At 69.7% G+C, this 22,150-nt stretch carries 20 protein-coding genes; 7 read left to right on the top strand and 13 right to left on the bottom strand.

The window, feature by feature from the left end:
* The 7 genes from AB3K92_RS14010 to gtdA form a co-directional block, all read right to left on the bottom strand.
* A complete protein-coding gene (locus AB3K92_RS14010; RefSeq protein ID WP_021156656.1) occupies positions 1–435 on the bottom strand; it encodes a YeeE/YedE family protein in 435 nt (144 codons plus the stop codon).
* On the bottom strand, positions 425–775 hold the full coding sequence (locus tag AB3K92_RS14005; RefSeq protein ID WP_027791347.1) for a helix-turn-helix transcriptional regulator: 351 nt from the start codon (positions 773–775) through the stop codon (positions 425–427). The genes AB3K92_RS14010 and AB3K92_RS14005 overlap by 11 nt, the downstream gene beginning before the upstream one ends.
* Before the next feature lie 96 nt (positions 776–871).
* The gene (locus AB3K92_RS14000; protein WP_369465281.1) at positions 872–2,248 is read right to left on the bottom strand and encodes an MFS transporter; all 1,377 of its coding nucleotides are present in this window, start codon (positions 2,246–2,248) and stop codon (positions 872–874) included.
* Between the two features lie 80 nt (positions 2,249–2,328).
* Positions 2,329–3,537: a 3-hydroxybenzoate 6-monooxygenase gene (locus AB3K92_RS13995; protein ID WP_369465280.1), complete on the bottom strand. Its 1,209-nt coding sequence runs from the start codon at positions 3,535–3,537 to the stop codon at positions 2,329–2,331.
* Positions 3,538–3,556: 19 nt separating this feature from the next.
* Positions 3,557–4,198 (bottom strand): maleylacetoacetate isomerase, encoded by a 642-nt coding sequence (gene maiA, locus AB3K92_RS13990; RefSeq protein WP_048021768.1) that lies wholly within the window; start codon positions 4,196–4,198, stop codon positions 3,557–3,559.
* Positions 4,199–4,223: 25 nt separating this feature from the next.
* The gene (locus tag AB3K92_RS13985) at positions 4,224–4,922 is read right to left on the bottom strand and encodes a fumarylacetoacetate hydrolase family protein (protein WP_369465279.1); all 699 of its coding nucleotides are present in this window, start codon (positions 4,920–4,922) and stop codon (positions 4,224–4,226) included.
* Positions 4,923–5,006: 84 nt separating this feature from the next.
* Entirely contained in the window at positions 5,007–6,050 is a 1,044-nt protein-coding gene (gene gtdA, locus AB3K92_RS13980; protein WP_369465278.1) for a gentisate 1,2-dioxygenase, read from the bottom strand.
* Positions 6,051–6,213: 163 nt separating this feature from the next.
* On the opposite strand from gtdA, the gene AB3K92_RS13975 reads away from it, so the two are divergent.
* Positions 6,214–7,158 carry a LysR family transcriptional regulator gene (locus tag AB3K92_RS13975; protein ID WP_369465277.1) on the top strand — a complete coding sequence of 315 codons (945 nt, stop codon included), beginning with the start codon at positions 6,214–6,216 and terminating at the stop codon, positions 7,156–7,158.
* 83 nt (positions 7,159–7,241) lie between these two features.
* Here AB3K92_RS13975 and AB3K92_RS13970 read toward each other — a convergent pair whose 3' ends face one another.
* The 4 genes from AB3K92_RS13970 to AB3K92_RS13955 all read right to left on the bottom strand — a co-directional run bounded on the left by AB3K92_RS13970 (position 7,242) and on the right by AB3K92_RS13955 (position 10,963).
* Complete coding sequence (locus AB3K92_RS13970; protein ID WP_369465276.1) at positions 7,242–8,510, bottom strand: FAD-dependent oxidoreductase; 1,269 nt, start codon at positions 8,508–8,510, stop codon at positions 7,242–7,244.
* Complete coding sequence (locus tag AB3K92_RS13965) at positions 8,507–8,740, bottom strand: 2Fe-2S iron-sulfur cluster-binding protein (RefSeq protein ID WP_369465275.1); 234 nt, start codon at positions 8,738–8,740, stop codon at positions 8,507–8,509. Before AB3K92_RS13965 ends, AB3K92_RS13970 begins: the two co-directional genes overlap by 4 nt.
* 166 nt (positions 8,741–8,906) lie before the next feature.
* Positions 8,907–10,034 carry an NAD(P)/FAD-dependent oxidoreductase gene (locus AB3K92_RS13960; RefSeq protein ID WP_369465274.1) on the bottom strand — a complete coding sequence of 376 codons (1,128 nt, stop codon included), beginning with the start codon at positions 10,032–10,034 and terminating at the stop codon, positions 8,907–8,909.
* The gene (locus AB3K92_RS13955; protein ID WP_124923779.1) at positions 10,031–10,963 is read right to left on the bottom strand and encodes a 4-hydroxyproline epimerase; all 933 of its coding nucleotides are present in this window, start codon (positions 10,961–10,963) and stop codon (positions 10,031–10,033) included. Before AB3K92_RS13955 ends, AB3K92_RS13960 begins: the two co-directional genes overlap by 4 nt.
* Before the next feature lie 251 nt (positions 10,964–11,214).
* Between AB3K92_RS13955 and AB3K92_RS13950 the strand changes: the two genes are divergently transcribed.
* The 5 genes from AB3K92_RS13950 (at position 11,215) to ilvD (ending at position 18,821) form a co-directional block, all read left to right on the top strand.
* Positions 11,215–12,135, top strand: a complete 921-nt coding sequence (locus AB3K92_RS13950; RefSeq protein WP_011547925.1) for a dihydrodipicolinate synthase family protein — start codon at positions 11,215–11,217, stop codon at positions 12,133–12,135.
* A gap of 232 nt (positions 12,136–12,367) precedes the next feature.
* Complete coding sequence (locus tag AB3K92_RS13945; RefSeq protein WP_369465273.1) at positions 12,368–13,993, top strand: APC family permease; 1,626 nt, start codon at positions 12,368–12,370, stop codon at positions 13,991–13,993.
* Positions 13,994–14,069: 76 nt separating this feature from the next.
* On the top strand, positions 14,070–15,662 hold the full coding sequence (locus tag AB3K92_RS13940; RefSeq protein WP_369465272.1) for an aldehyde dehydrogenase (NADP(+)): 1,593 nt from the start codon (positions 14,070–14,072) through the stop codon (positions 15,660–15,662).
* Positions 15,655–16,677 (top strand): Ldh family oxidoreductase, encoded by a 1,023-nt coding sequence (locus AB3K92_RS13935; protein WP_060231794.1) that lies wholly within the window; start codon positions 15,655–15,657, stop codon positions 16,675–16,677. The genes AB3K92_RS13940 and AB3K92_RS13935 overlap by 8 nt, the downstream gene beginning before the upstream one ends.
* A 284-nt stretch (positions 16,678–16,961) precedes the next feature.
* A complete protein-coding gene (ilvD, locus tag AB3K92_RS13930; protein ID WP_042972837.1) occupies positions 16,962–18,821 on the top strand; it encodes a dihydroxy-acid dehydratase in 1,860 nt (619 codons plus the stop codon).
* 140 nt (positions 18,822–18,961) lie between these two features.
* On the opposite strand, the gene AB3K92_RS13925 is transcribed toward ilvD, so the two are convergent.
* Both AB3K92_RS13925 and AB3K92_RS13920 read right to left on the bottom strand, forming a co-directional pair.
* Positions 18,962–19,804, bottom strand: a complete 843-nt coding sequence (locus tag AB3K92_RS13925; protein ID WP_192389096.1) for a peptide-binding protein — start codon at positions 19,802–19,804, stop codon at positions 18,962–18,964.
* Positions 19,805–19,837: 33 nt separating this feature from the next.
* Positions 19,838–20,284 (bottom strand): hypothetical protein, encoded by a 447-nt coding sequence (locus AB3K92_RS13920; protein ID WP_060219561.1) that lies wholly within the window; start codon positions 20,282–20,284, stop codon positions 19,838–19,840.
* Positions 20,285–20,582: 298 nt separating this feature from the next.
* On the opposite strand from AB3K92_RS13920, the gene AB3K92_RS13915 reads away from it, so the two are divergent.
* Positions 20,583–22,124: a sigma-70 family RNA polymerase sigma factor gene (locus AB3K92_RS13915; RefSeq protein WP_369465271.1), complete on the top strand. Its 1,542-nt coding sequence runs from the start codon at positions 20,583–20,585 to the stop codon at positions 22,122–22,124.
* Positions 22,125–22,150: the final 26 nt, after the last annotated feature.

Here is a 22,150-nt window from a genome sequence, read left to right as displayed (position 1 = left end):
TCAGCCTCCCAGCACGTGCCGTCGCACGAATACGGTCGCGAAGCCCGCGACCATGAAGACCGCCGTCGCGACCACCGAACGCAGCGCGCCGCGCGACATCCCGCACACGCCGTGGCCGCTCGTGCAGCCTCCCGCGTACCGCGTGCCGATTCCGACCAGCAGCCCGGCCGCCACCAGTTCGAACCAGCCCGCATCGACCTGCGGCGTCAGGCTGTTCCCTGCGACGCGCATCGCAAGCGGCGCCGCGACCAGCCCGGCGACGAACGCGGCGCGCCAGCCGCGCTCGCCGGCGCGTGCCGTGAGCAAGCCGCCGACGATGCCGCTGATGCCCGCAATCCGGCCGTTGAACGCGACGAGCCACGCGGCGGCGAGCCCGATCAGCACGCCGCCGGCCAGCGACAGCCACGGCGTGAAATGAAGCGCATCAAGCTGCATCGCGCCGCCCCTTCGCGGCCGGGCCGCAGAACTGTTCGTACAGCACGCCCATCACCGCGATCGCGGCGGGGCTGTCGAGCGAGTAGTGGATGTTCTTGCCGTCGCGGCGCGTGCGGACCAGCGCGTTGTCGCGCAACACGCCGAGCTGCTGGGACAGCGTCGGCTGACGGATGTCCAGCGCTGCCTCGAGATCGCTCACGCAGCGCTCACCCTGGGACAGCTCGCAGAGCAGCATCAACCGGTCGGGATTCGACAGCACCTTGAGCAGCGCGCAGGCCGATTCGGCGGCCGCGCGCATCTGGTCGGGTTCCGGAAACCCGGCGGAAAGATCGTCGTTCATCGGCACTGGGAGACAATTAAAAAATCAATATTATATTGATTTATATAATGTTGCATCTCCCTGTCTGCCGACGAGCGGCCTTGCGCCCTCCTTTGCTCAGGCGCGCTCGCCCGCCATCGTCTTCGCGGCGGGCACGCGCGCCGCACCGGCACGAACCGCGCCGAGCGCGAGCACCGCGATCGCCGCGATCACGCACGGCGCCGCGACGACCGCAAACGCGGTCGACAACGGCACGCCCATCGCCAGCATCGCACCGCCCGCCATCGATCCGACGACCGAGCCGCCACGGCCGATCCCGTTCGCCCAACTCACACCGGTGGTGCGGCACTCGGTCGGATAGAACGCGGCCGACAGCGCATTCGCGCCGACCTGTGAACCCGACACGCAGAAACCGGCCGCGAACACGGCGAGCGCGGCGCCCCACGGCGACGCGGCAACCACGCCGATCACGGCGACGAACACGCCGGCCGCCGCGTAGCTGCAGGCCAGGACGCGATGCGGGTCGAAACGGTCCATCAGCCAGCCGAGGACGATCGCGCCGAGCGTGCCGCCGACCTGGAACATCGCGGTCACGTGCGCGGCCGTCCGCAGCGTCGCGCCGGTCGTGCGCAGCAGCGTCGGCAGCCAGCTGGACAGCAGGTAGATGACCAGCAGGTAGATGACCAGCAGGCTCATGAAGAACGTGAGCCACAGCAGCAGCGTGCCGCGCAATAGGTCGGGGCCGAACAGGCGGCCAAGCGGCGATCCGGCCGGCTTGCCGGCGGGCGCGGTGAACGACGCGTTCGCAAGCCGGGGATCCGGCGCGATGCGGCCCAGCATCGCCGCGATCCGCGCGGAAGGCGCGTGCCGATTGACGAGATAGCGCACCGATTCCGGCAGCCGCCACGCGAGCACCGGCAGGAGCAGCAGCGGCGCCGCGCCGCCGACGACGAGCACCGCGCGCCAGCCGTGGTGCTCGATCAGCGCAGCGGCCGCGAGCCCGCCGAGCGCGGAGCCGATCGTGAAGCCGCAGAACATCGTCGTCACCAGCAGCGAACGGCGCCGTGCCGGGCAGTACTCGGACGTCAGCGTGATCGCATTGGGCATCGCGCCGCCGAGCCCGAGCCCGGTCACGAAACGCCACGCGATCAGCTCGGTCAGGCCGCCCGCGCTCGCCGACGCGGCACTCGCGATGCCGAAGCACGCGACGCATGCGAGCAGCAGGCGCTTGCGGCCGAACCGGTCGCCGAACGGCCCGAACACGAGCGCGCCGGCCATCAGCCCCGCGAGCCCCGCGCCGAACACCGGGGCGAGCTGCGCGGGCGACAGGCCCCATTCCGCGCGGATGACGGGGGCGATGAAACCGATCGAAGCGGTATCGAAACCGTCGATCGCGACGATCAGGAAGCACAGGACGACGATCGCGGCCTGAAACGGCGCAACGCGATGCCGGTCGATCCATTCGCTGACGTCGATGGACAGCGTATCGGTCATGGTGATGTCTCCTCCAGGAAGGCGGTCGCGCGTCGTGTCGTTGAATTGCGCGCCGCCGGAATCGGGCTCGCCGAGCTGCGTCACGCGGCCGGCGTCAGGCAGTCCTCCGCGCGCCAGCCGTGCAGCCAGTCGAGCGCGTCGTAGAACTGCGCCTGCGTACGGCCGACCCAGAGCCCGTTGCGCACCAGCCGCTCGACGCCCTTCGCGTGATAGATCCGCCCCATCTCGCGCGCCGAATACAGCACGCGCGCGGTGCGCGGAATCCGCACGCGTTCGTACAGCGCGAACGCGGCATGGAAATCGCCGTCGGCCCGCGCAACGGCCGCGCCGAGCGTCACCGCGTCCTCGAGCGCCTGGCACGCGCCCTGCGCAATGTATTGCGTCATCGGATGCGCGGCATCGCCGAGCACCGTCGCGCGGCCCTCGCTCCAGCGCTCGACCGGATCGCGGTCCGCGGTCGCCCAGCGCTTCCACGACGTCGGCCGGTCGAGCATCTGCTTCGGCAGCGGATGAATGCCGTCGAAGTACGACAGCACCTCTTCCTTGCTGCCCTCGCGCACGCCCCAGGTTTCCTGCTCGCGGCTGTGGAATGTGACGACGAGGTTGTACTGCCGCCCGCCGCGCAGCGGATAGTGGACGAGATGGCAATGCGGGCCCGCCCACACGACCGGCGCATTGATCTGCAGATCCTTCGGCATGTTGTCGACGTCGACCACCGCCCGATACACGACGTGGCCCGTCACGCGATGCGCATCGCCGATCAGCGCGTGGCGGATCGCGGATTTCACGCCGTCGCAGCCGATCACCGCATCGGCGCGATAACGTTCGCCGTGCTGGTCGGTCACGGTCACGCCGTTGCCGTCCTGCTCGAACCCGCACACCTGCGTGCTCGTCCGGAACACGATCAGCGGATGGTCCTTGACCGCCTCGTAGATCGACAGGTGAATGTCCGCTCGATGAATCACCGCATACGGATTGCCGAAGCGCTCGCGGTACGCGGCGCCCGTATCGATGCGTGCAACCTCGCGCGCATCGACCGCATCCATCAGTTGCAGCCAGTCGGTGAACACGGCCCGGCTGCGCGCGGCCTCGCCGACACCCAGCGCATCGAGCGCGTTGAACGCGTTCGCCGCGAGCTGAATCCCCGCGCCGATCTCGCCGATCTGCTCCGCCTGTTCGAGCAGCTTCACGCGGATGCCCTGGCGTGCGAGCGCGAGCGCTGCCGCGAGCCCGCCGATGCCGCCGCCGATCACCAGCACGCGCCGGCCGTTGTCTTGTGTCTCGCCCATCTTTGTCTCCTGCTTCGTGTTACGCGACGTAATCCGGTTGCCGCTGCGGCTGCGCCGCGTCGAACGCCGGCTCGTGCCGTGCGTATTCGTACACCGCGAGGCTGCGGGGATACGCGCTCAGGTCGCAGTCCATCCGCAGCGCGTTCGCGACCTGCGGCACGAGGCACACGTCGGCCAGCGTCGGCGCGTCGCCGAAGCACCACGGGCCCTCGTCCGCGCGCGCGAGCAGCCGCTCGACGCCGGCCATCCCTTCAGCGACCCAGTGCCGGTACCAAGCGGTCTTCTGCTGCGGCGTGACCTTCAGCTCGCTGTCGAGATAGCGCAGCACGCGCAGGTTGTTGACCGGATGAATGTCGCAGGCGATCAGCGCCGCGAGTTCCAGCACGCGCGCACGATGTCGCAGTTCGAGCGGAATCAGTCGCGGCGTCGGCTGGATCTGGTCGAGGTAATCGACGATCGCGAGCGACTGGCCGAGACCGAAATCGCCGTCGACCAGCGCCGGCACCGCTGCGGACGGGTTCACGTTCGCGACGTAGGCCGCGTCGCGATGCTCGCCGGTGCGGATGTTCACCGGCAGCGTGTCGTAGGGCAGCCCTTTCAGCGCGAGCGCGATGCGCACCCGGTAGGAGGTCGAACTGTTGAAGAAGCTATGCAGTTGCACGATGTCGCCTTTTGGGGAAGATGCGTCAGACCACGCGCACGGCCAGTTCGCCGAGCCGCTCGACGCCGACCTTCATCACGTCGCCCGCGACCACCGCGCCGACACCTTCCGGCGTGCCCGTGAAGATCACGTCGCCCGGTTCGAGGCGGAAGAACTTCGACAGGTCGGCCACCGTTTCCGCGACCGACCAGATCAGGTGCGACACGTCGCTTTTCTGCTTCGTCGTGCCGTTGACGGTCAGCCACAGGCCGCCCTGTTCGAAATGGCCGACGTCGCTCGCCGGATGCACGGGGCCGATCGGCGCCGAGCGGTCGAACGCCTTGCCGATCTCCCACGGCCGGCCCATTTCGCGCATCTTCATCTGCAGGTCGCGACGCGTCATGTCGAGGCCGACCGCGTAACCCCACACGTGTTCGAGCGCGCGTTCGAGCGGAATGTCCGACCCGCCCTTGCCGATCACCGCGACGAGTTCGGCTTCGTAGTGATAGTTCTGCGTCTGCGACGGATACGCGAGATCGAGCGTTTCGCCGTACGCGACCGGCACGATCGAATCGGCCGGCTTGCAGAAGAAGAACGGCGGCTCGCGATCGGGATCGAAGCCCATTTCACGCGCATGGGCCGCGTAGTTGCGGCCGACACAATAGACGCGGCGTACCGCGAACCGGGCATCGCTGCCGGCGACGGGGAGCGACAGGGGCGCTTCGGGCGGAAAAACGAAAGTCATCAATGGCTCCAGCCAGAACGTGAATGAAGGGGTCGCGCCGCGCCGGCGGCGCGCGGAAAACGGAATCCTTGAACGCTGCCGGCGTCAGTCACGCGCTTCGCGCAGCAGGTTCAGCGCGGACAGCACGGGCCGGTCGGAATAGCTGAACAGCACGCTGTCGGACGACGCCGACAGCCGCACCGGCGCCCACGACGGCACGACGAAGATGTCGTGCGGCTCGAATTCGAATGCGTTGCCGCCGATGAACGCGGTGCCGCTGCCCTCGACGACGCAGTAGATCGTCGCGTCGGTGCTGCGGTACGTGCGGCCGTCGAAACCGGCGGGCAGGAACTGCATGAAGGTGGCGATCGTCGGCATCGGCCAGCCGCCCGTCGCGGGATTCACATAACGCAGCTTCACGCCGTCCCACGCATCGAGTTCGCCGTTCCGGTACAGCACGTCGAGCGCCTCGCGGGTGCGTGCGTACGGATAACTGAACACCGGCGACGTCGGATCGCTCGCGCGATGCCGCACCGGCACCATGTTGTGACCGAAGCGGGCGAGGCTGTCGCCTTCCGGGCGATTCACGGGCTGCACGGCTTCCGGGTAGTTCTCCGCGAAGCCCGCGTCGAGGTGCGCGACGAGCGGAATGTCGAGCCCGTCGAGCCACACGACCGCCTCGCCGCCCGCTTCCTCCGACGGGTTGCCGTGGTCGTGCCACGCCCACGACGGCGTGATGATGAAGTCGCCCGGATGCATCGTCGTGCGCTCGCCGTTCACGGCCGTCCACGCGCCGCGCCCTTCGACGATGAAACGCAGCGCCGACTGCGTATGCCGGTGGCTCGGCGCGATCTCGCCGGGCAGGATCAGCTGCAGCCCCGCGTACAGGCTCGGCGTCATGCTCGACTTGCCGGGCAGCCCGGGGTTCTCCAGCACCAGCACGCGGCGCACGGCTTCTTCCGCGCTGATCACGCTGCCGGCCTGCATCACGAGATCGCGCACCTGCGCGTACTTCCAGATCGCGGCCTGCGCGGCCGGCTGCGGGGATTTCGGCACGAGGTTGTGCAGCGATTCCCACAGCGGTGCCAGGCGTTGCTCGGCGATCCGTGCGTAGTAGGCGGCGCGCGACGCGTCCGGATGGGTCGTCATGATGTCTCCTGGAGTCGGCCGATCGGCGTCGGCGCTATGTCGGGTCGGGGACCGTGCTGCAGTCCGTCAGCAGATTTATATTCGACCCAGACATACCCGGTAAAATGATCAAATCATCTAATCCATATAATTCTGGATATACCTTCTCGCGACGAGGCATGCGATGGACTGGACCCACCGGCTGCGACTGCGGCATCTGCAGGTACTGTTGAGCCTTGCCGGCACCGGCAACCTGAGCCAGTCGGCGGTGGCGCTCGCGACCACGCAGCCCGCGCTGTCGAAATGGCTGAAGGAACTGGAAGAGGACGTCGGGCTGCCGCTGTTCGAACGGCATGCGCGCGGGCTGCGGCCGACCTCCTACGGCGAAGCGCTGATCGAGCATGCGCGCCGCGTCGAAGCCCAGCTCGACGTCGCGCGCGACGACATGGCCGCGCTGCGGGAAGGCGGCAGCGGCCTCGTGACGATCGGCACGTCAGGCGTCGCGGCGGCCGACACGGTGCCGCTCGCGGTGTCGCAACTGCTCAAACGGATGCCGCGCGCGCAGGTGCGGCTCACCGAGAGCACGATGAACCAGCTGATGCCGCAGCTCGCGCGCAGCGAACTGGACATCGTCGTGGGCCGCTCGGGGTCGACATCCGTCGATCCGCTGCTGCATGCCGAAGCGCTGTATGTCGATCCGGTCGTGTTCGTCGCGCGGCCCGGTCACGCGCTCGCCGGTGCGCCGTCGGTCGGCTGGGACGACGTGCTCGCCTGTTCGTGGATCGTGTGGCCGCCGGGCACGCCCGTGCACAACGCGCTCGAGACCGCGCTGACGGCCGCCGGCCGCGTACGGCCGCCCCACTGTGTCGAATCGAATTCGTCGATCCTCAACCTCACGCTGCTGAACAACACCGACCTGCTCGGTGTCGCGTCGTATCGTGCCGCGCAGCGCTTCGCGCAATTGAACGCGATCCGGATCCTGCCGATGCAGCTCGAAGGCCAGGGCGCGGTGTCGATGTACTGGCACCCCGACAGTGCGAATCGCGCGGCGGTGGCCGCGACGATCGAGTGCCTGCGCGCCTGTGCCGCGCCGCAGGTCGGCGGATGGGAGAAAGTGACGGCGGAATGAATGACGCGGCCCGGTGTCAACCGGGCCGCGATGTTGCGATGTTGCGATGTTGCGATGTTGCGATTCCGTAATTCCGCGATGCGTCACGCGCCGTCGCAGGACGCCGTGCCGTCCAGCATCAGCGTACTGACCCGCGCGGGCACGAGCGGCGTGCGCGGTACCGGCGGCGTCCAGCCGAACAGTGCCTGCGCAGCCGCACCGCACACGCGGCCCTGGCATGCGCCCATCCCGCAACGCGACTGCAGTTTCGCGGCCGTCCAGCCCGGCGCTTGCGCGACTGCCTCGAAACGCACGTCTTCGCAGCGACACAGCAGCGTATCGGGCCGCGCCAGCCGGCGGACCGGCTCGCGGATCGCAAACCGTTCGCGCACGGCGTCCGCGAACGCCTGCCAGTGCGCGCGCCGCTCGACGAGCGCCGCCAGCGGCGCCGTCTGCCCGGTTGCCGCGTGGCCGGCAATCTCGCCTTCGACCATCGCCAGTTCGCTGCCGCCGACACCCGTGCACTCGCCGGCCGCCAACACCCCGTCGCGGCTCGTACGCTGGTGCGCATCGACCGCGACCGCGCCGTTGTCGATCCGGCAACCGAGATGGCTCGGCAGCACCGTATTCGGCACGAGGCCGAAACCGCACGCGAGCCGGTCGCAGTCGACGTCGAACTCGCGGTCGCCGTGCCGGATCCGCACGCGCTCGAGCCGCTTGTCGCCGAACGCCTCGACGACGTGCGCATCGGCCCGGTACGCAGCCGTGACGAGCTTCGCGGCCTGCGCGAGCTTCGACGGCCAGCGCCACAGCCCGGCGCCGAAGCCGGCCACATCGCCCCAGCCTGCCTGTTCGAGCACGTGCGACACGCGCGCACCGGCCTGGCGGGCCGTCGCCGCGCTCGCCAGCAGCAGCGGCCCGCTGCCCGCGATCACCGTGCGCTGCCCGCGCACGTCGAGGCCGTACTTGACCAGCGCCTGCAGGCCGCCCGCACCGGTGACGCCCGGCAGCGTCCAGCCCGGAAACGGCAGCAGCAGTTCGCGTGCGCCGCAGCAGAGAATCAGCGTCCGGAAATCGAGCAGCAGCCCGCGTTCGTCGTCTTCGAGCAGCAGCGTGCCCGGCTGCGTTTCGGCGACGATGCGCGTCGCCGCGAGATGCGTGACGTTCGGCTGCCGCAATACGGCGAGCCGCTCGGTGGCGACCGGCGCGGGCGTGGCCGCTGCGCCCTGTCGCCAGATCTGCCCGCCCGCGCGCGGGTTGTCGTCGACGATCGCCACCGTCGCACCGCTTCGTGCGGCGGCCCGCGCGGCCGACAACCCGGCCGGGCCCGCGCCGACGATCGCGATGTCGACGCTCAGTCGTTCCTGTTTCATCGCGTGCGCTCCACCTGCATCCCTTCACGGCACAACGTCTGGCAAGCCAGCCGGCGCCGCCCGTCGATTGTCATCCGGCACTCCTGGCAGATGCCCATCCCGCAAAACGGCGCGCGCGCCGCGCCCGTGCACGACACGCGGGTCGTGTCGTCGCCGCTCGCCGCGACGGCGGCCGCGACGGTCGCGCCGTCGGCCACCGTCAGCGCGCGGCCGTCCAGATGAATGATCATGTCGGCCTCCGCGGGGCCGCCCCAAGGAGGCTGACGGCCCCCTCGGGGGGCAGCGAACGAAGTGAGCGTGGGGGTCGTCGTTTCATGTCAGCCTCCGCCGGGTCGCCCCAAGAAGGCTCACCGCCCCCCTCTGGGGGCAGCGAACGAAGTGAGCGTGGGGGTCGTTTCATGTCAGCGCTCCAGCTACGAGGGACGCGCTCAGAAAGCGTCCCGGCAAATACGGTTCGATATCGATGGGCGGCCGCTCGCCGGCCATCAACGAGGCGACGAGCCGCGCGCTGCCCGGCGCGGTCGTCACGCCGAGCCCTTCGTGCCCGACCGCGAGCCACACGCCCGGCCGTGCCGGGTGCTCGCCGAGCAGCGGCAGGCCGTCGGGGCTCGCGGAACGGAACCCCGTCCATGCACGGATGCCGTTCAGGTCGGCCAGGTCCGGCAGATAGCCCACCGCGCGGCGCAGCATGCGCGCGAGCACGGGCGGCTCGACTTGCGCGTCCTCGGTGTCGAACTGGCGCGACGAGCCGATCAGCAACTGGCCGGTCGGCCGCGGCTGCACGTTGACCGCGACCGACGTGCCGTCGCTCGCATGCGCGCTCGCCGCATAACCCAGCTCGACGAGCTGGTGCGACATCTGGCCCGGATAGCGGTCGGTAATCAGCAGATGGCCCTTTTTCGGGCGCAGCGGCAGTTCGGGCAGCAGCGTGCGCGCCGCAACACCGTTCGCCACGACCACCCGCTCCGCGCGCAGCGTGTCGCCGCTGGCGAGCGTCACGCTCGCGCCGTCGACCGCGACGGCGCGGTCGCGCCGCAGCGTGATGCGCGGCGCGCGCTGCAGCAGCCAGTTCGCGGTGACGGGCGCATAGAGGATCGCGTCGCCTGGAATCTTCAGCGCACCGCCGAGGCCCGCGCGCAACATCGGCTCCAGTTGCGCGAGCGCCGCCGCGTCGATCAGTTCGCCCGCCACGCCGTGCGCGGCGAGCGCCGCCTGCTTCGCGCGCGCGAGATCCATCTCGTGCGCATCGGCCGCGAGCCACAGCGTGCCGCAGTTGCGGTACGCGCAGCCTTCGGGCATCTCGCCGCTCAGCGCGCGCCATAGTTCAATCGAGTAATGGCTGAGCGCGAGTTCGGCCGCGTTGTCGTCCATCGCGACGAGGTGCCCCATGCCCGCGCCGGTCGCCCCGCCGCTCGCGTCGTCGACGACGAGCACGCGCAGCCCGCGCTGCGCGAGTTCGTGCGCGCACGCGGCGCCGACGATGCCGGCGCCGATCACGACGACATCCGTCTTCGCGTCGCTCACGGCGCGATACCCCAGCCGAACGGATCGTCTTCCTCGATCAGGAGCGTCGCTTCCGCGCTCAGGTGCGCACTGCCGCGGATCGTCGGCACGATCCCGCCGTCGGTTTCTTCGTAGCTCGCGTGGAACACGCTGCCGATCACGCTCGCCTGCCGCCACACGACGCCCGGCGCGAGCTTGCCGTCGGCCGCGAGGCACGCGAGCTTCGCGCTCGTGCCGGTGCCGCACGGCGAACGGTCGTACGCGAGGCCCGGGCACAGCACGAAGCTGCGGCTGTCGTGCTCGGGATCGTCGGCGAACAGCTCGATGTGGTCGATCTCGCCGCCGTTCGCGCCGGTGATGCCCGCGCGTTCGAGCCCTTCGCGCACGGCCGACGCATACGCGGTGAGCGCCGCGACGTTGTCGCCGGCGACGCGCTGCCCGTGGTCGCTGATCAGGAAGAACCAGTTGCCGCCCCACGCGATGTCGCCCTTCACGGGGCCGTAACCCGGCACGTCGAGCGCGACGCCCTTCGCATGGCGATACGCGGGCACGTTGCGCACGCTGACCGACAGGTCGTCGTGCAGCGTCGCCTCGACGGTACCGACCGGCGTTTCGATCCGGTGCACGCCGGGCGCGATGCGTCCCATATGGTGGAGCGTGCGCACGACGCCGATCGTGCCGTGTCCGCACATCCCGAGATAGCCGCTATTGTTGAAGAAGATCACGCCGGCCGCCGCATCGGGCGACACGGGCTCGCACAGCAGCGCGCCGACCAGCACGTCGCTGCCGCGCGGCTCGAGGATGCATGCGGTGCGGTAACGGTCGTGCTCGCGCGCGAGCAGGTCGCGGCGCTCGGCCATCGTGCCGCTGCCGAGCGCGGGGAAGCCGGACACGACGAGCCGAGTGGGTTCGCCGCCCGTGTGCGAATCGATGATCTGGATGCGCTTCATCATGAGCCGTCCGAAGTGGGGAAAGGAGCATAGCTTCCTCCGTCGCGCGTCCGTCCGCTTGTGGCTTTTCGATGAGGACGACGACGAAATCGGCATAGTGCGAGGCGCTCTTCGCGCCCCTGCCGGCCGCTGTGCCGATTTCGTCATTTTGCTCCGCGATACGACTCAAGCGTGATGGGCATTTGCGCGGCGATACTGGTTGCCACACCGACACACCCGTCGGCCGACCGATACGAACGTAGGAGATTTCAGTGAGCCGCAAAGCCATTCAATGGACCGGGGTTTTCCCGGCCGTCAGCACCCAGTTCAAGCCGGACTTTTCCCTCGACATCGACGCCACCCACCGCGTGGTGAAGAATCTGGTGAACGACGGCGTGTCGGGACTCGTGGTCTGCGGCACGGTCGGCGAGAACACGTCGCTGTCGACGAGCGAGAAACTCCAGGTGATCGAGGCCGCCCGCGACGCGGCAGGCGGCAAGATTCCGGTGATCGCCGGCATCGCCGAATTCACGACCGAATTCGCGCGCAACACGGTGCGTGAAGCGCAGCGCGTCGGCGTCGACGGCGTGATGGTGATGCCCGCGCTCGTCTATTCGGCGAAGCCGCACGAAACCGCCGCGCACTTCCGGGCGGTCGCGACGAGCACCGACCTGCCGGTGATGGTCTACAACAACCCACCGATCTACAAGAACGACGTGACGCCCGACGTGCTGATCGCGCTGCAGGATTGCGAGAACATCGTCTGCTTCAAGGATTCGTCGGGCGATACGCGTCGCTTCATCGACCTGCGCAACGCGGTCGGCGATCGCTTCGTGCTGTTCGCGGGCCTCGACGACGTCGTGGTCGAGAGCATCGCGGTCGGCGCCGAAGGCTGGGTGTCGGGCATGTCGAATGCGTTCCCGAAGGAAGGCGAGACGCTGTTCCGCCTCGCCAAGCAAAAGCGTTTCGACGAAGCGCTCGCGCTGTACCGCTGGTTCATGCCGCTGCTGCACCTCGACGCGCGCCCCGACCTCGTGCAGTGCATCAAGCTGTGCGAAGAGCTGGTCGGCCGCGGCAGCGCGATCACGCGCCCGCCGCGCCTCGCGTTGCAGGGCGACACGCTCGCGGAAGTGAAGGCCATCGTCGCGAAGGCGCTCGAAACGCGCCCGGCGCTGCCCGACGTCGGTCTCTGATCGACTTCCCCAGCGGCGGCTTGCAGGCTTTCCCCCTGCGCGCCGCCGTCTCCGGTCCGGCATGGCCTGCGGGCCCGTTCGCCCCGGCGCCCGCCTGCGCCGCGCGTGAACGGCCCGCGGCCCGCCCCGGTCGTTCGAACCGGGCGACGCCGGCCGGCAGGCGTGCGCCGCTGCTCCGTCGGAGCGCGGCGCATTCGACGCCTGCACCGCCATTCCCCCAGGAGACAAGCCCATGCCAGGCCAAGGCAACGCACACCCGTCTGTCCCGCTTTCCCGTTCCGCGCACCCCGACGCGGGTCACGGCAAGTTCAAGAAACAGCTGTCGCTGACCGATCTCACGTTCATCGGTCTCGGCGCCATTTTCGGTTCGGGGTGGCTGTTCGCCGCGAGTCACGTCTCGACGATCGCGGGCCCGGCCGGCATCTTCTCGTGGCTGCTCGGCGGCTTCGCGGTGCTGCTGCTCGGCATCGTCTACTGTGAACTCGGCGCCGCGCTGCCGCGCGCGGGCGGCGTGGTCCGCTACCCGGTGTTCTCGCACGGCCCGCTGCTCGGCTACCTGATGGGCTTCATCACGTTGATCGCCTTTTCGAGCCTGATCGCGATCGAGGTCGTCGCCGCGCGCCAGTACGCGGCCGCGTGGTTTCCGGGCCTGACGGTCGAAGGATCGAGCGACCCGACCACGCTCGGCTGGCTCGTGCAGGCCGCGCTGCTGTGCTTCTTCTTTTACCTGAACTATTCGAGCGTGAAGACGTTCGCGAAGGCGAACAACATCATCAGCGTCTTCAAGTTCATCGTGCCGCTCGCGGTGATCGGCGTGCTGTTCACGTTCTTCAAGCCCGCGAACCTGACCGTGCACGGCTTCGCGCCGTTCGGCATGCCGGGCATCGAGATGGCCGTGTCCGCCGGCGGCATCATCTTCGCGTACCTCGGGCTCACGCCGATCGTGTCCGTCGCGAGCGAGGTGCGCAATCCGCAGCGCACGATCCCGATCGCGCTGATCCTGTCGATCCTGCTGTCGACGCTGATCTACGTGCTGCTGCAGCTCGCGTTCATCGGCAGCATCCCCACCGCGATGCTCGCCGGCGGCTGGCACGACATCAGCAAGGCGTTCACGCTGCCGTACCGCGACATCGCGCTGGCACTCGGCGTCGGCTGGCTCGCGGTGATGGTCGTCGCCGACGCGATGATCTCGCCGAGCGGCTGCGGCAACATCTACATGAACGCGACGCCGCGCGTCGTCTACGGCTGGGCGAAGACGGGCACCTTCTTCAAGGTGTTCACGCGCGTCGACGAAGCGTCGGGCATCCCGCGCGCGGGCCTGTGGCTCACGTTCGGCCTCGCGATCTTCTGGACGATGCCGTTTCCGTCGTGGGAAGCGCTGATCAACATCGTGTCCGCCGCGCTGGTGCTGAGTTATGCGGTTGCGCCGGTCTCGGTTGCCGCACTGCGCCGCACCGCGCCCGACCTGCCGCGGCCGTTCCGCGCGAGCGCGTTCGGCATCACCGGCCCCGCATCGTTCGTGATCGCCGCGCTGATCGTCTACTGGTCGGGCTGGAGCACGGTGTCCTGGCTGCTCGGCCTGCAGATCGTGATGTTCGTCATCTATCTCGCGTGCCGCCGCTGGGTGCCGACCGCGCACCTGAGCCTCGCCGAGCAGGTGCGCTCGTCCGCGTGGCTGATCGCGTTTTATGCCGCGATGATCGTGCTGTCGTATCTCGGCGGCTTCGGCGGCACGGGCCGGCTCGCCCATCCGTACGACACGGTCGTCGTCGCGGCCGTCGCGCTCTTCATCTACTACTGGGGGGCGAATACCGGCGTCCGTTCCGACAAGCTGCAGCTCGACGACGACGAGGACTGACGCGCCCACGCCGTTTCCCATGATCCCTTCGGCCGGGCGCCCCACGCCCGGCCCCTGTTTTTTTCCGAGGAAAACCATGCAACTCACAGGTCAGCTCCTGATCGGCCAGTCCGCCGTCGCCGGACAGAACGGCACCCTCCACGCGATCGCCGCCGCCACCGGCGAACGGCTCGAGCCCGCCTTCGGCGGCGCGAGCCTGCACGACCTGGAGACGGCCTGCGCGCTCGCCGACGACGCGTTCGACATCTATCGCGAAACGTCGCTCGAAGCACGGGCCGCGTTTCTCGACGCGATCGGCCGCCACATCATGGCGCTCGGCGACGACCTGATCGAGCGCTGCGTCGTCGAAACGGGCCTGCCGCGCGCGCGCATCGAAGGCGAGCGCGGCCGCACGGTCGGCCAGCTCGCGCTGTTCGCGTCGCTCGTGCGCGACGGCGGCTTTCTCGACGCGCGGATCGATCCGGCACGCCCCGAGCGCAAGCCGCTGCCGCGCGTCGACCTGCGCCTGCGCAACGTCGCGGTCGGGCCCGTCGCCGTGTTCGGCGCGTCGAATTTCCCGCTCGCGTTCTCGGTCGCCGGGGGCGATACGGCGTCGGCGCTCGCGGCCGGCTGCCCGGTGATCGTCAAGGCGCATTCGGCGCACCCCGGCACGTCGGAACTCGTCGGCCGCGCGATCCAGCAGGCCGCGCGCGAATGCGGGATGCCGGCCGGCGTGTTCTCGCTGCTGTTCGACGCATCGCGCGAGATCGGCCAGGCGCTCGTCGCCGATCCGCGCATCAAGGCCGTCGGTTTCACCGGCTCGCGCCGCGGCGGCGTCGCGCTGATGCACATCGCGGCCGCGCGCCCCGAGCCGATTCCCGTCTACGCGGAAATGAGCTCGATCAATCCCGTGCTGCTGTTTCCCGCCGCGCTCGACGCGCGCCACGACACGATCGCGCCGCAGTTCGTCGCATCGCTCACGCTCGGCGCCGGCCAGTTCTGCACGAATCCGGGCCTCGTGCTCGCGGTCGACGGGCCCGCGCTGCGCGCGTTCGAAGCTGCGGCGGCCGATGCCGTGCGCGCGGCAGCCGCGCAAACGATGCTGACACTGCACATCCACGCGAGCTACGCGCAAGGCGTCGCGGCGCTGCGCGGGCACGATGCGGTCGAACTACTGGCGGAAGGCGTCGAGGGCGGTCGCTACCAGGCCCGCGCGGCACTGTTCGCGACCTCGGCCGACGCGTTCATCGCACGCCCCGAACTACGCGAAGAAGTGTTCGGCCCCGCTTCGCTGATCGTGCGATGCCCGGACGCCGACACGCTGCATCGCGTGCTGAAGTCGCTCGAAGGCCAGCTGACGATCGCCGCGCATCTCGCCGATGGCGACGCAGCGCTGTTCGCCGCGCTGCGCCCGACGCTCGAGCGCAAGGCCGGCCGCATTCTCGTCAACGGCTTCGGCACGGGCGTCGAGGTCGGCCATGCGATGGTGCACGGCGGCCCGTTCCCGGCGACGTCCGACACGCGCACGACGTCCGTCGGCGCGCGTGCGATCGAGCGCTTCCTGCGCCCCGTGTCGTATCAGGACCTGCCGGATGCGTTGCTGCCGGACGCGATCCGCAACGGCAATCCGCTGAACGTGCCGCAACGCATCGACGGCGTGCCCGCGCCGCGCGAGGTGAACCATGTCTGAGCAAACCGCCGAAGTCGTCCTGTCGCTCGATGAAGTCCACGCGCTCGCGCTGCGCGTGCTGACGCACCACGGCATGTCCGACGCCCATGCCCGGGCCATCGCCCACGTGATCACGCAAGGCCAGCGCGACGAATGCCATTCGCACGGCGTGTACCGGCTGCTCGTCTGCGTGCGTTCGTTGAAGAAGGGCAAGGTCGATCCGCAAGCCGTGCCGACGCTGCGCCGGCTGTCGTCGTCGATCGTCGCGGTCGACGCGCATCGCGGCTTCTCGCTGCTGAGCTTCGAAACGGGCCTGCCCGTGCTCGTCGAGATGGCGAAACAGCACGGCATCGCCGCGATGACGATCAACCATTGCTACCACTTCTCCGCGCTGTGGCCGGAAGTCGAGGCGATCGCGGCCGAGGGGCTGGTCGGCATCGCGATGAATCCGAGCCATAGCTGGGTCGCGCCGGAAGGCGGCAGGGAGCCCGTGTTCGGCACGAACCCGATCGCGTTCGCGTGGCCGCGCCCGGGCGGCGTGCCGTTCGTGTTCGACTTCGCGACGAGCGCGATCGCACGCGGGGACATCGAGCTGCATGCGAAGCAAGGCAAGGCGATCCCCCCGGAATGGGCGATCGACGCCGATGGCCGGCCGACCACCGATCCGAAAGCCGCGCTGCAGGGCGCGATGCGCACGTTCGGCGGTCACAAGGGGTCGGCGCTCGCGGCGATGGTCGAGTTGCTCGGCGGCGCGCTGATCGGCGACATGACGAGCCGCGAGTCGATGGACTTCGACGAAGGCGTCGGCGCGACGCCGTGCCATGGCGAACTCGTGATCGCCTTCGACCCGAAGGTGTTCCTCGGCGACGATCTCGACACGGGGCTCGCGCGCGGCGAGCGGATGTTCGAATCGATCGTCGCGCAGGGCGCGCGGCTGCCGTCGCAACGGCGCTTCGACGCCCGCGCGCGCAGCATCGCGAACGGCGTGCGGATTCCGAAGGCGCTGTACGACGAGATCCTGACGCTGCTCGACTGATCGCCCGCGCACGGGGCCGAATCGCGCGGCGATCACCGATCGATGCGCGGCCCGGCACCTCCCCGCCCGGTCGCGCGGCCGTTCCGCGGCCTTCGGCACGTTTTGCGCCGGGCATGCCTGCGGCGCCGGTTGCCGGCCCCGCGGGCGCCACGCCCGCGGCGGCTGTGGGATAATCGCCGGGTTTGCCCAGGGCGCAGCTCAAGAGGTTGTTCGCACGGGCGCGAGAGAGGCCCTTATTCCCCGTGCCTCCACCCTTTTCCCGCGATATTTCTTCAGCAACGACAATGCCCACTTACCGTTCCAAAACTTCCACCGCCGGCCGCAACATGGCGGGTGCGCGCTCGCTCTGGCGCGCCACCGGCATGAAAGACGACGATTTCTCGAAGCCGATCATCGCGGTCGTCAACTCGTTCACCCAGTTCGTGCCCGGGCACGTGCACCTGAAGGATCTCGGCCAGCTCGTCGCGCGGGAGATCGAGGCTGCCGGCGGCGTCGCGAAGGAATTCAACACGATCGCGGTCGACGACGGCATCGCAATGGGCCATGACGGCATGCTGTATTCGCTGCCGAGCCGCGACATCATCGCGGATTCGGTCGAATACATGGTGAACGCGCACTGCGCGGACGCGATGGTCTGCATCTCGAACTGCGACAAGATCACGCCGGGGATGCTGATGGCCGCGATGCGCCTGAACATCCCGGTGATCTTCGTGTCGGGCGGCCCGATGGAAGCCGGCAAGACGCGCCTCGCGAACCCGGTCACCAAGACCGTCGAACTGAAGAAGCTCGACCTCGTCGACGCGATGGTGATCGCGGCCGACCCGTCGTATTCGGACGCCGACGTCGCCGAAGTCGAACGCTCGGCCTGCCCGACCTGCGGTTCGTGCTCGGGCATGTTCACCGCGAACTCGATGAACTGCCTGACCGAAGCGCTCGGCCTGTCGCTGCCCGGCAACGGCACGGTGGTGGCCACGCACGCCGATCGCGAGCAGCTGTTCAAGCGCGCCGGCCGCCGGATCGTCGAGCTCACCCGCCAGCACTACGAGCAGGACGACGAACGCGTGCTGCCGCGCTCGGTGGGTTTCAAGGCGTTCGAGAACGCCATGACGCTCGACATCGCGATGGGCGGTTCGACCAACACGATCCTGCATCTGCTGGCGATCGCGCAGGAAGCCGGCATCGACTTCACGATGAAGGACATCGACCGCCTGTCGCGCGTCGTGCCGCAGCTGTGCAAGGTCGCGCCGAACACGAACAAGTACCACATTGAGGACGTGCACCGCGCAGGCGGCATCATGGCGATCCTGGGCGAGCTCGACCGCGCCGGCAAGCTGCACACCGACGTGCCGACCGTGCACGCGCCGTCGCTGAAGGATGCGCTCGACCAGTGGGACATCGTCCGCACGCAGGACGATGCGGTCCGCACGTTCTACCTGGCCGGCCCGGCCGGCATCCCGACGCAGGTCGCGTTCAGCCAGGACACGCGCTGGCCGAGCCTCGACCTCGACCGCGCGGAAGGCTGCATCCGCTCGTACGAGCATGCGTTCTCGAAGGAAGGCGGCCTCGCCGTGCTGACGGGCAACATCGCGCTCGACGGTTGCGTGGTGAAGACGGCCGGCGTCGACGAGAGCATCCACGTGTTCGAAGGCTCGGCTCACGTGACCGAATCGCAGGATGAAGCGGTCGAGAACATCCTCAACGACAAGGTCAAGGCCGGCGATATCGTGATCGTCCGCTACGAAGGCCCGAAAGGCGGCCCCGGCATGCAGGAGATGCTCTACCCGACCAGCTACATCAAGTCGAAGGGGCTCGGCAAGGCATGCGCGCTGCTGACGGACGGCCGTTTCTCGGGCGGCACGTCGGGCCTGTCGATCGGCCATTGCTCGCCGGAAGCCGCGGCGGGCGGCGCGATCGGCCTCGTGCGCGACGGCGACAAGATCCGCATCGACATCCCGAACCGCACGATCAACGTGCTCGTGTCCGACGAAGAGCTGGCGCGCCGCCGCGAAGAGCAGAACGCGAAGGGCTGGAAGCCTGCGCAGCCGCGTCCGCGCAAGGTGTCCGCCGCGCTGAAGGCCTACGCGAAGCTGGTCATGTCCGCCGACAAGGGTGCCGTGCGCGACCTGTCGTTGCTCGACGACTGACGCGAGCAGCACCGCCGGCTGCCGGCCACGCGCAGCCGGTCGGGCTGGGGGCAGGACAATCCGCCCGCGCCGCTGTGGAAGCCGCTCTCCGGAGCGGCTTTTTTTCGTCCGGCGCCCGGGAATCCCCGGCGCCGGCGACATTAGTGACGGAAATCCTCGGGGCCACCGCCTCCGCCACCACCGTGGTTACCGCCACCGTTTCCACCACCTTGCGGCCGCGCATAACCGCCGCCGCCCCCGCCTCCCTGACGCACCGGCGGCGGCATCGGACGCGCGTCGCCTCCCTGGTGCACCGCCGGCGGCATCGGACGCGCGTCGCCACCCGGCGCCGGCGGCGGGCGCAGCACGGCCGGCGGCGGGCTGGCCGGACGCGCGTTGCCCGCCCCGCCCGGCATCGGTGAAGGCGCCGGTGCTGCCGGCGGCGGTGTGCGGATTGCGCCGTTCCAGCCGCCGCGTGCAGCCGACGGCCGCGCGTCGTGCACGGGCGGCGGGCCGCCCGGTGCAACCTGCATCGGCCCGCCCGGTTGCGGACGGCCTTGTCCCGGCGGCATGCCTCCGGGGCCGAGCCGCGGTTCCGGACGATGCGCCCAGCGATCGCGGTCGTGATACCACGGACGGTGCCGGTAATAACGATCCCAGTACGCGGCGATCGCGAACCCCGTCACCGGAACCCCGATGATCGCGCCGTATTCGAGCAACGGCACGTAGCTGCCCTGGTACGGATACTCGAGCAACTGCGCATCGATCCAGCCGCGCACGCCCGGCAGCGCGACGTCGCACCACGAGTAGTCGCTCAGGCAGCCGAAGACGTCCAGCGCCGTATCGGGCGGAATCTGCGCCACCACCGGATAGTCGGGCGCCGGCCCCGCAAACAGTTCGGCCGGCGAGTTCGTGTAGGCGCTGCTCTGCGCATCGGCGACGCCCGGCGCGGCCGCGAGGCCGAGCAGGACGACGTACAGACTTCGGACAATCGTATTCCTCATGATGCTCTCCCGCGCGGTGCCGCCGCGCGCCGGTCAGTGCCGATGCCCGCCCCAGCCGCCACCCCAGTGGCCGCCGCCCCACGGACGATGCCAGTCCCCGCCGCGTCCGCGCCAGTGGCCACCGCCCCAGCCGCCCCAGAAGCCGACCGAGATCGCCGGCGCTCCCCAGCCGTACCAGCCCGGGTAATACGCGGGGGCATAGTACGGATACGGATACGGATAGGGATACGGCGGCGGATAGGCCGGCGCGACGTAGACGGGAGCCGGGTCGGCCACGGGCGGCGCGACCGCCGTCGAGCCCTGGCTCGGTGCGGCGGTACCCGGTGCAGCCGGCGTGACGGGTATCTCGCGCTGCGTCAGCGTGGCTGGCGCCGGCGCGTAATACGGCGCATAACCGTACGGACTCGTGTAATAACAGCCGCCGAGGGCCAGCGTGGTCAACGCGAATACCGCACACCTCGCGGCAGGAATCGGGGTCATTTCTTGCTCCGGCGGAATCTGCGCTGCGCAGCCAGGCTGCGCGCCTGACTCTAGCTTACGTCCCCTGCAGATTTCCGCCCGGTATGATCGGTTACTGTTTGTTTCCGGCACCCTATGCGCGCGCAGGCACGCCGCGTGCTGGCGAGTCTGCCGCGCTCGCGTTGAAGTTCGCGCAAATGCCCTCAACTTGAACGATGTCAGGCTGGCCGGCGCGGACGGGGTTCGCGAGCAACCGGCGGCCCGAAACCGGCGGACTTCGGCCCGCCCAGACAGGAGCGCGGCTCACGCCGCCATCGACATGACTACGCCACGCCCCACTCCCCGGGCGGACACGCCGCTCGATCCGATCATCCAGTTGCTGGCGCTCGCCGGCGAACAGGGTTATCTGACCCACGCCGACCTCGTCGACGCGCTGCCGCCCGAAAGCGACAGCCCCGACGCGCTCGACGTCGTGCGCGCCGCACTCGCCGACATCGGCATCGCCGTGCTCGACGAGCCGGCCGCGCCTGCGCCGTTCGCCGGTTCGTCGCCGGTCGACGTCGATCGCGATGCGCTCGACGAAGGCCGCGCGATGCTCGGCGACCTCGCACGCGGCACGAGCGCGTCGACCGACCCGCTCGCGCTCTACATGCGGCGCATGCAGGCGGTGCCGCTGCTCACGCGCGAAGGCGAAATCGTGCTTGCCCGCGAACTCGAGACGGGCCGTCACCAGATCCTGCATGCGATCGCCGGCTATCCGGCGGCGGTCGACTCGCTGCTTGCGCGTCACCGCGCGACGGCGACGACCGGCGGCGCCGGGTCTTCCGACAGCGACGGCGACGCCCCCGACACGCCCGCGCCGGCCAGCTACGACGCACTGCAGGCGGCCGTCGCGGCCCTGCGCGGCGCGTTGCACGCGCATGGCGTCCGTTCGGACGAATACCGCGACGCGCGTAACCGCATGGCGGCCCTGCTCGGCTCGATCGCGTGGCTCGCACCGGCGGTCGACGACGCGAGCCGCGTCGTGGGCACGCTCGCGTCCGCGCCGCACGGCACCGAAGCAGGCGAAGCCGCCTGCTTCGACGCGGTCGCGCGGCGGGCACTCGCCGCAGCGCTCGCCGACGGCCAGCAGAAAGTGCGCGACGCCACGCGCGCGATGCTCGAGGCGAACCTGCGGCTCGTGCTGTCGATCGCGCGCAAGTACATGAACCGCGGCGTCGACCTGCCCGATCTCGTGCAGGACGGCAGCCTCGGCCTGATGCGCGCGATCGAGAAATTCGAATACCGCCGCGGCTTCAAGTTCTCGACCTATGCGACCTGGTGGATCCGCCAGGCGATCGCGCGCGCGGTCGCGGATCGCGCTCGCACGATCCGCGTGCCCGTGCACGTGGGCGACCAGTACCAGCGTGTGCGACGGCATGCACTGCGTTTTCACCAGCGCACGGGGCGCCGGGCGACGCCGGCCGAACTCGCGGCCGAAACCGGCCTCGACGAGGACAAGCTGCGCGCGGTGCTCGCGCTGCCTGCCGAGCCCGTGTCGCTCGATGCGCCGCTGCCCGACGCGGACACCGGCCTCGTGGAGCTGATCGAGGACCAGGCGTCGGCCAGCCCGTTCGAGCAACTGGCCGACACGCGCATGCGCGAGTGTGTGCGGTCGCTGCTCCGGTCGGTCACGCCGGCCGAGGCCGACGTGCTGCGCCGGCGGTTCGGCCTCGGCGGCGCCGAGCCCGATACCTACGATGCGATCGCGCACGATGCCGGCATGTCGCGCGAACGCGTGCGCCAGATCGAGAAACGGGCGCTCGCCGCGTTGCGCACGGCTGCCGAGGCCGAGAACGCGCAGTCGTTTCTCGACGCGTGACCGCATCGCGCGACGCACGGTCGTGC

Origin of the sequence: Burkholderia sp. Bmkn7, from assembly GCF_041103175.1 — a bacterium.
GTDB lineage: Bacteria > Pseudomonadota > Gammaproteobacteria > Burkholderiales > Burkholderiaceae > Burkholderia > Burkholderia cepacia.
This window is presented reverse-complemented; position numbering and strand designations above follow the sequence as displayed.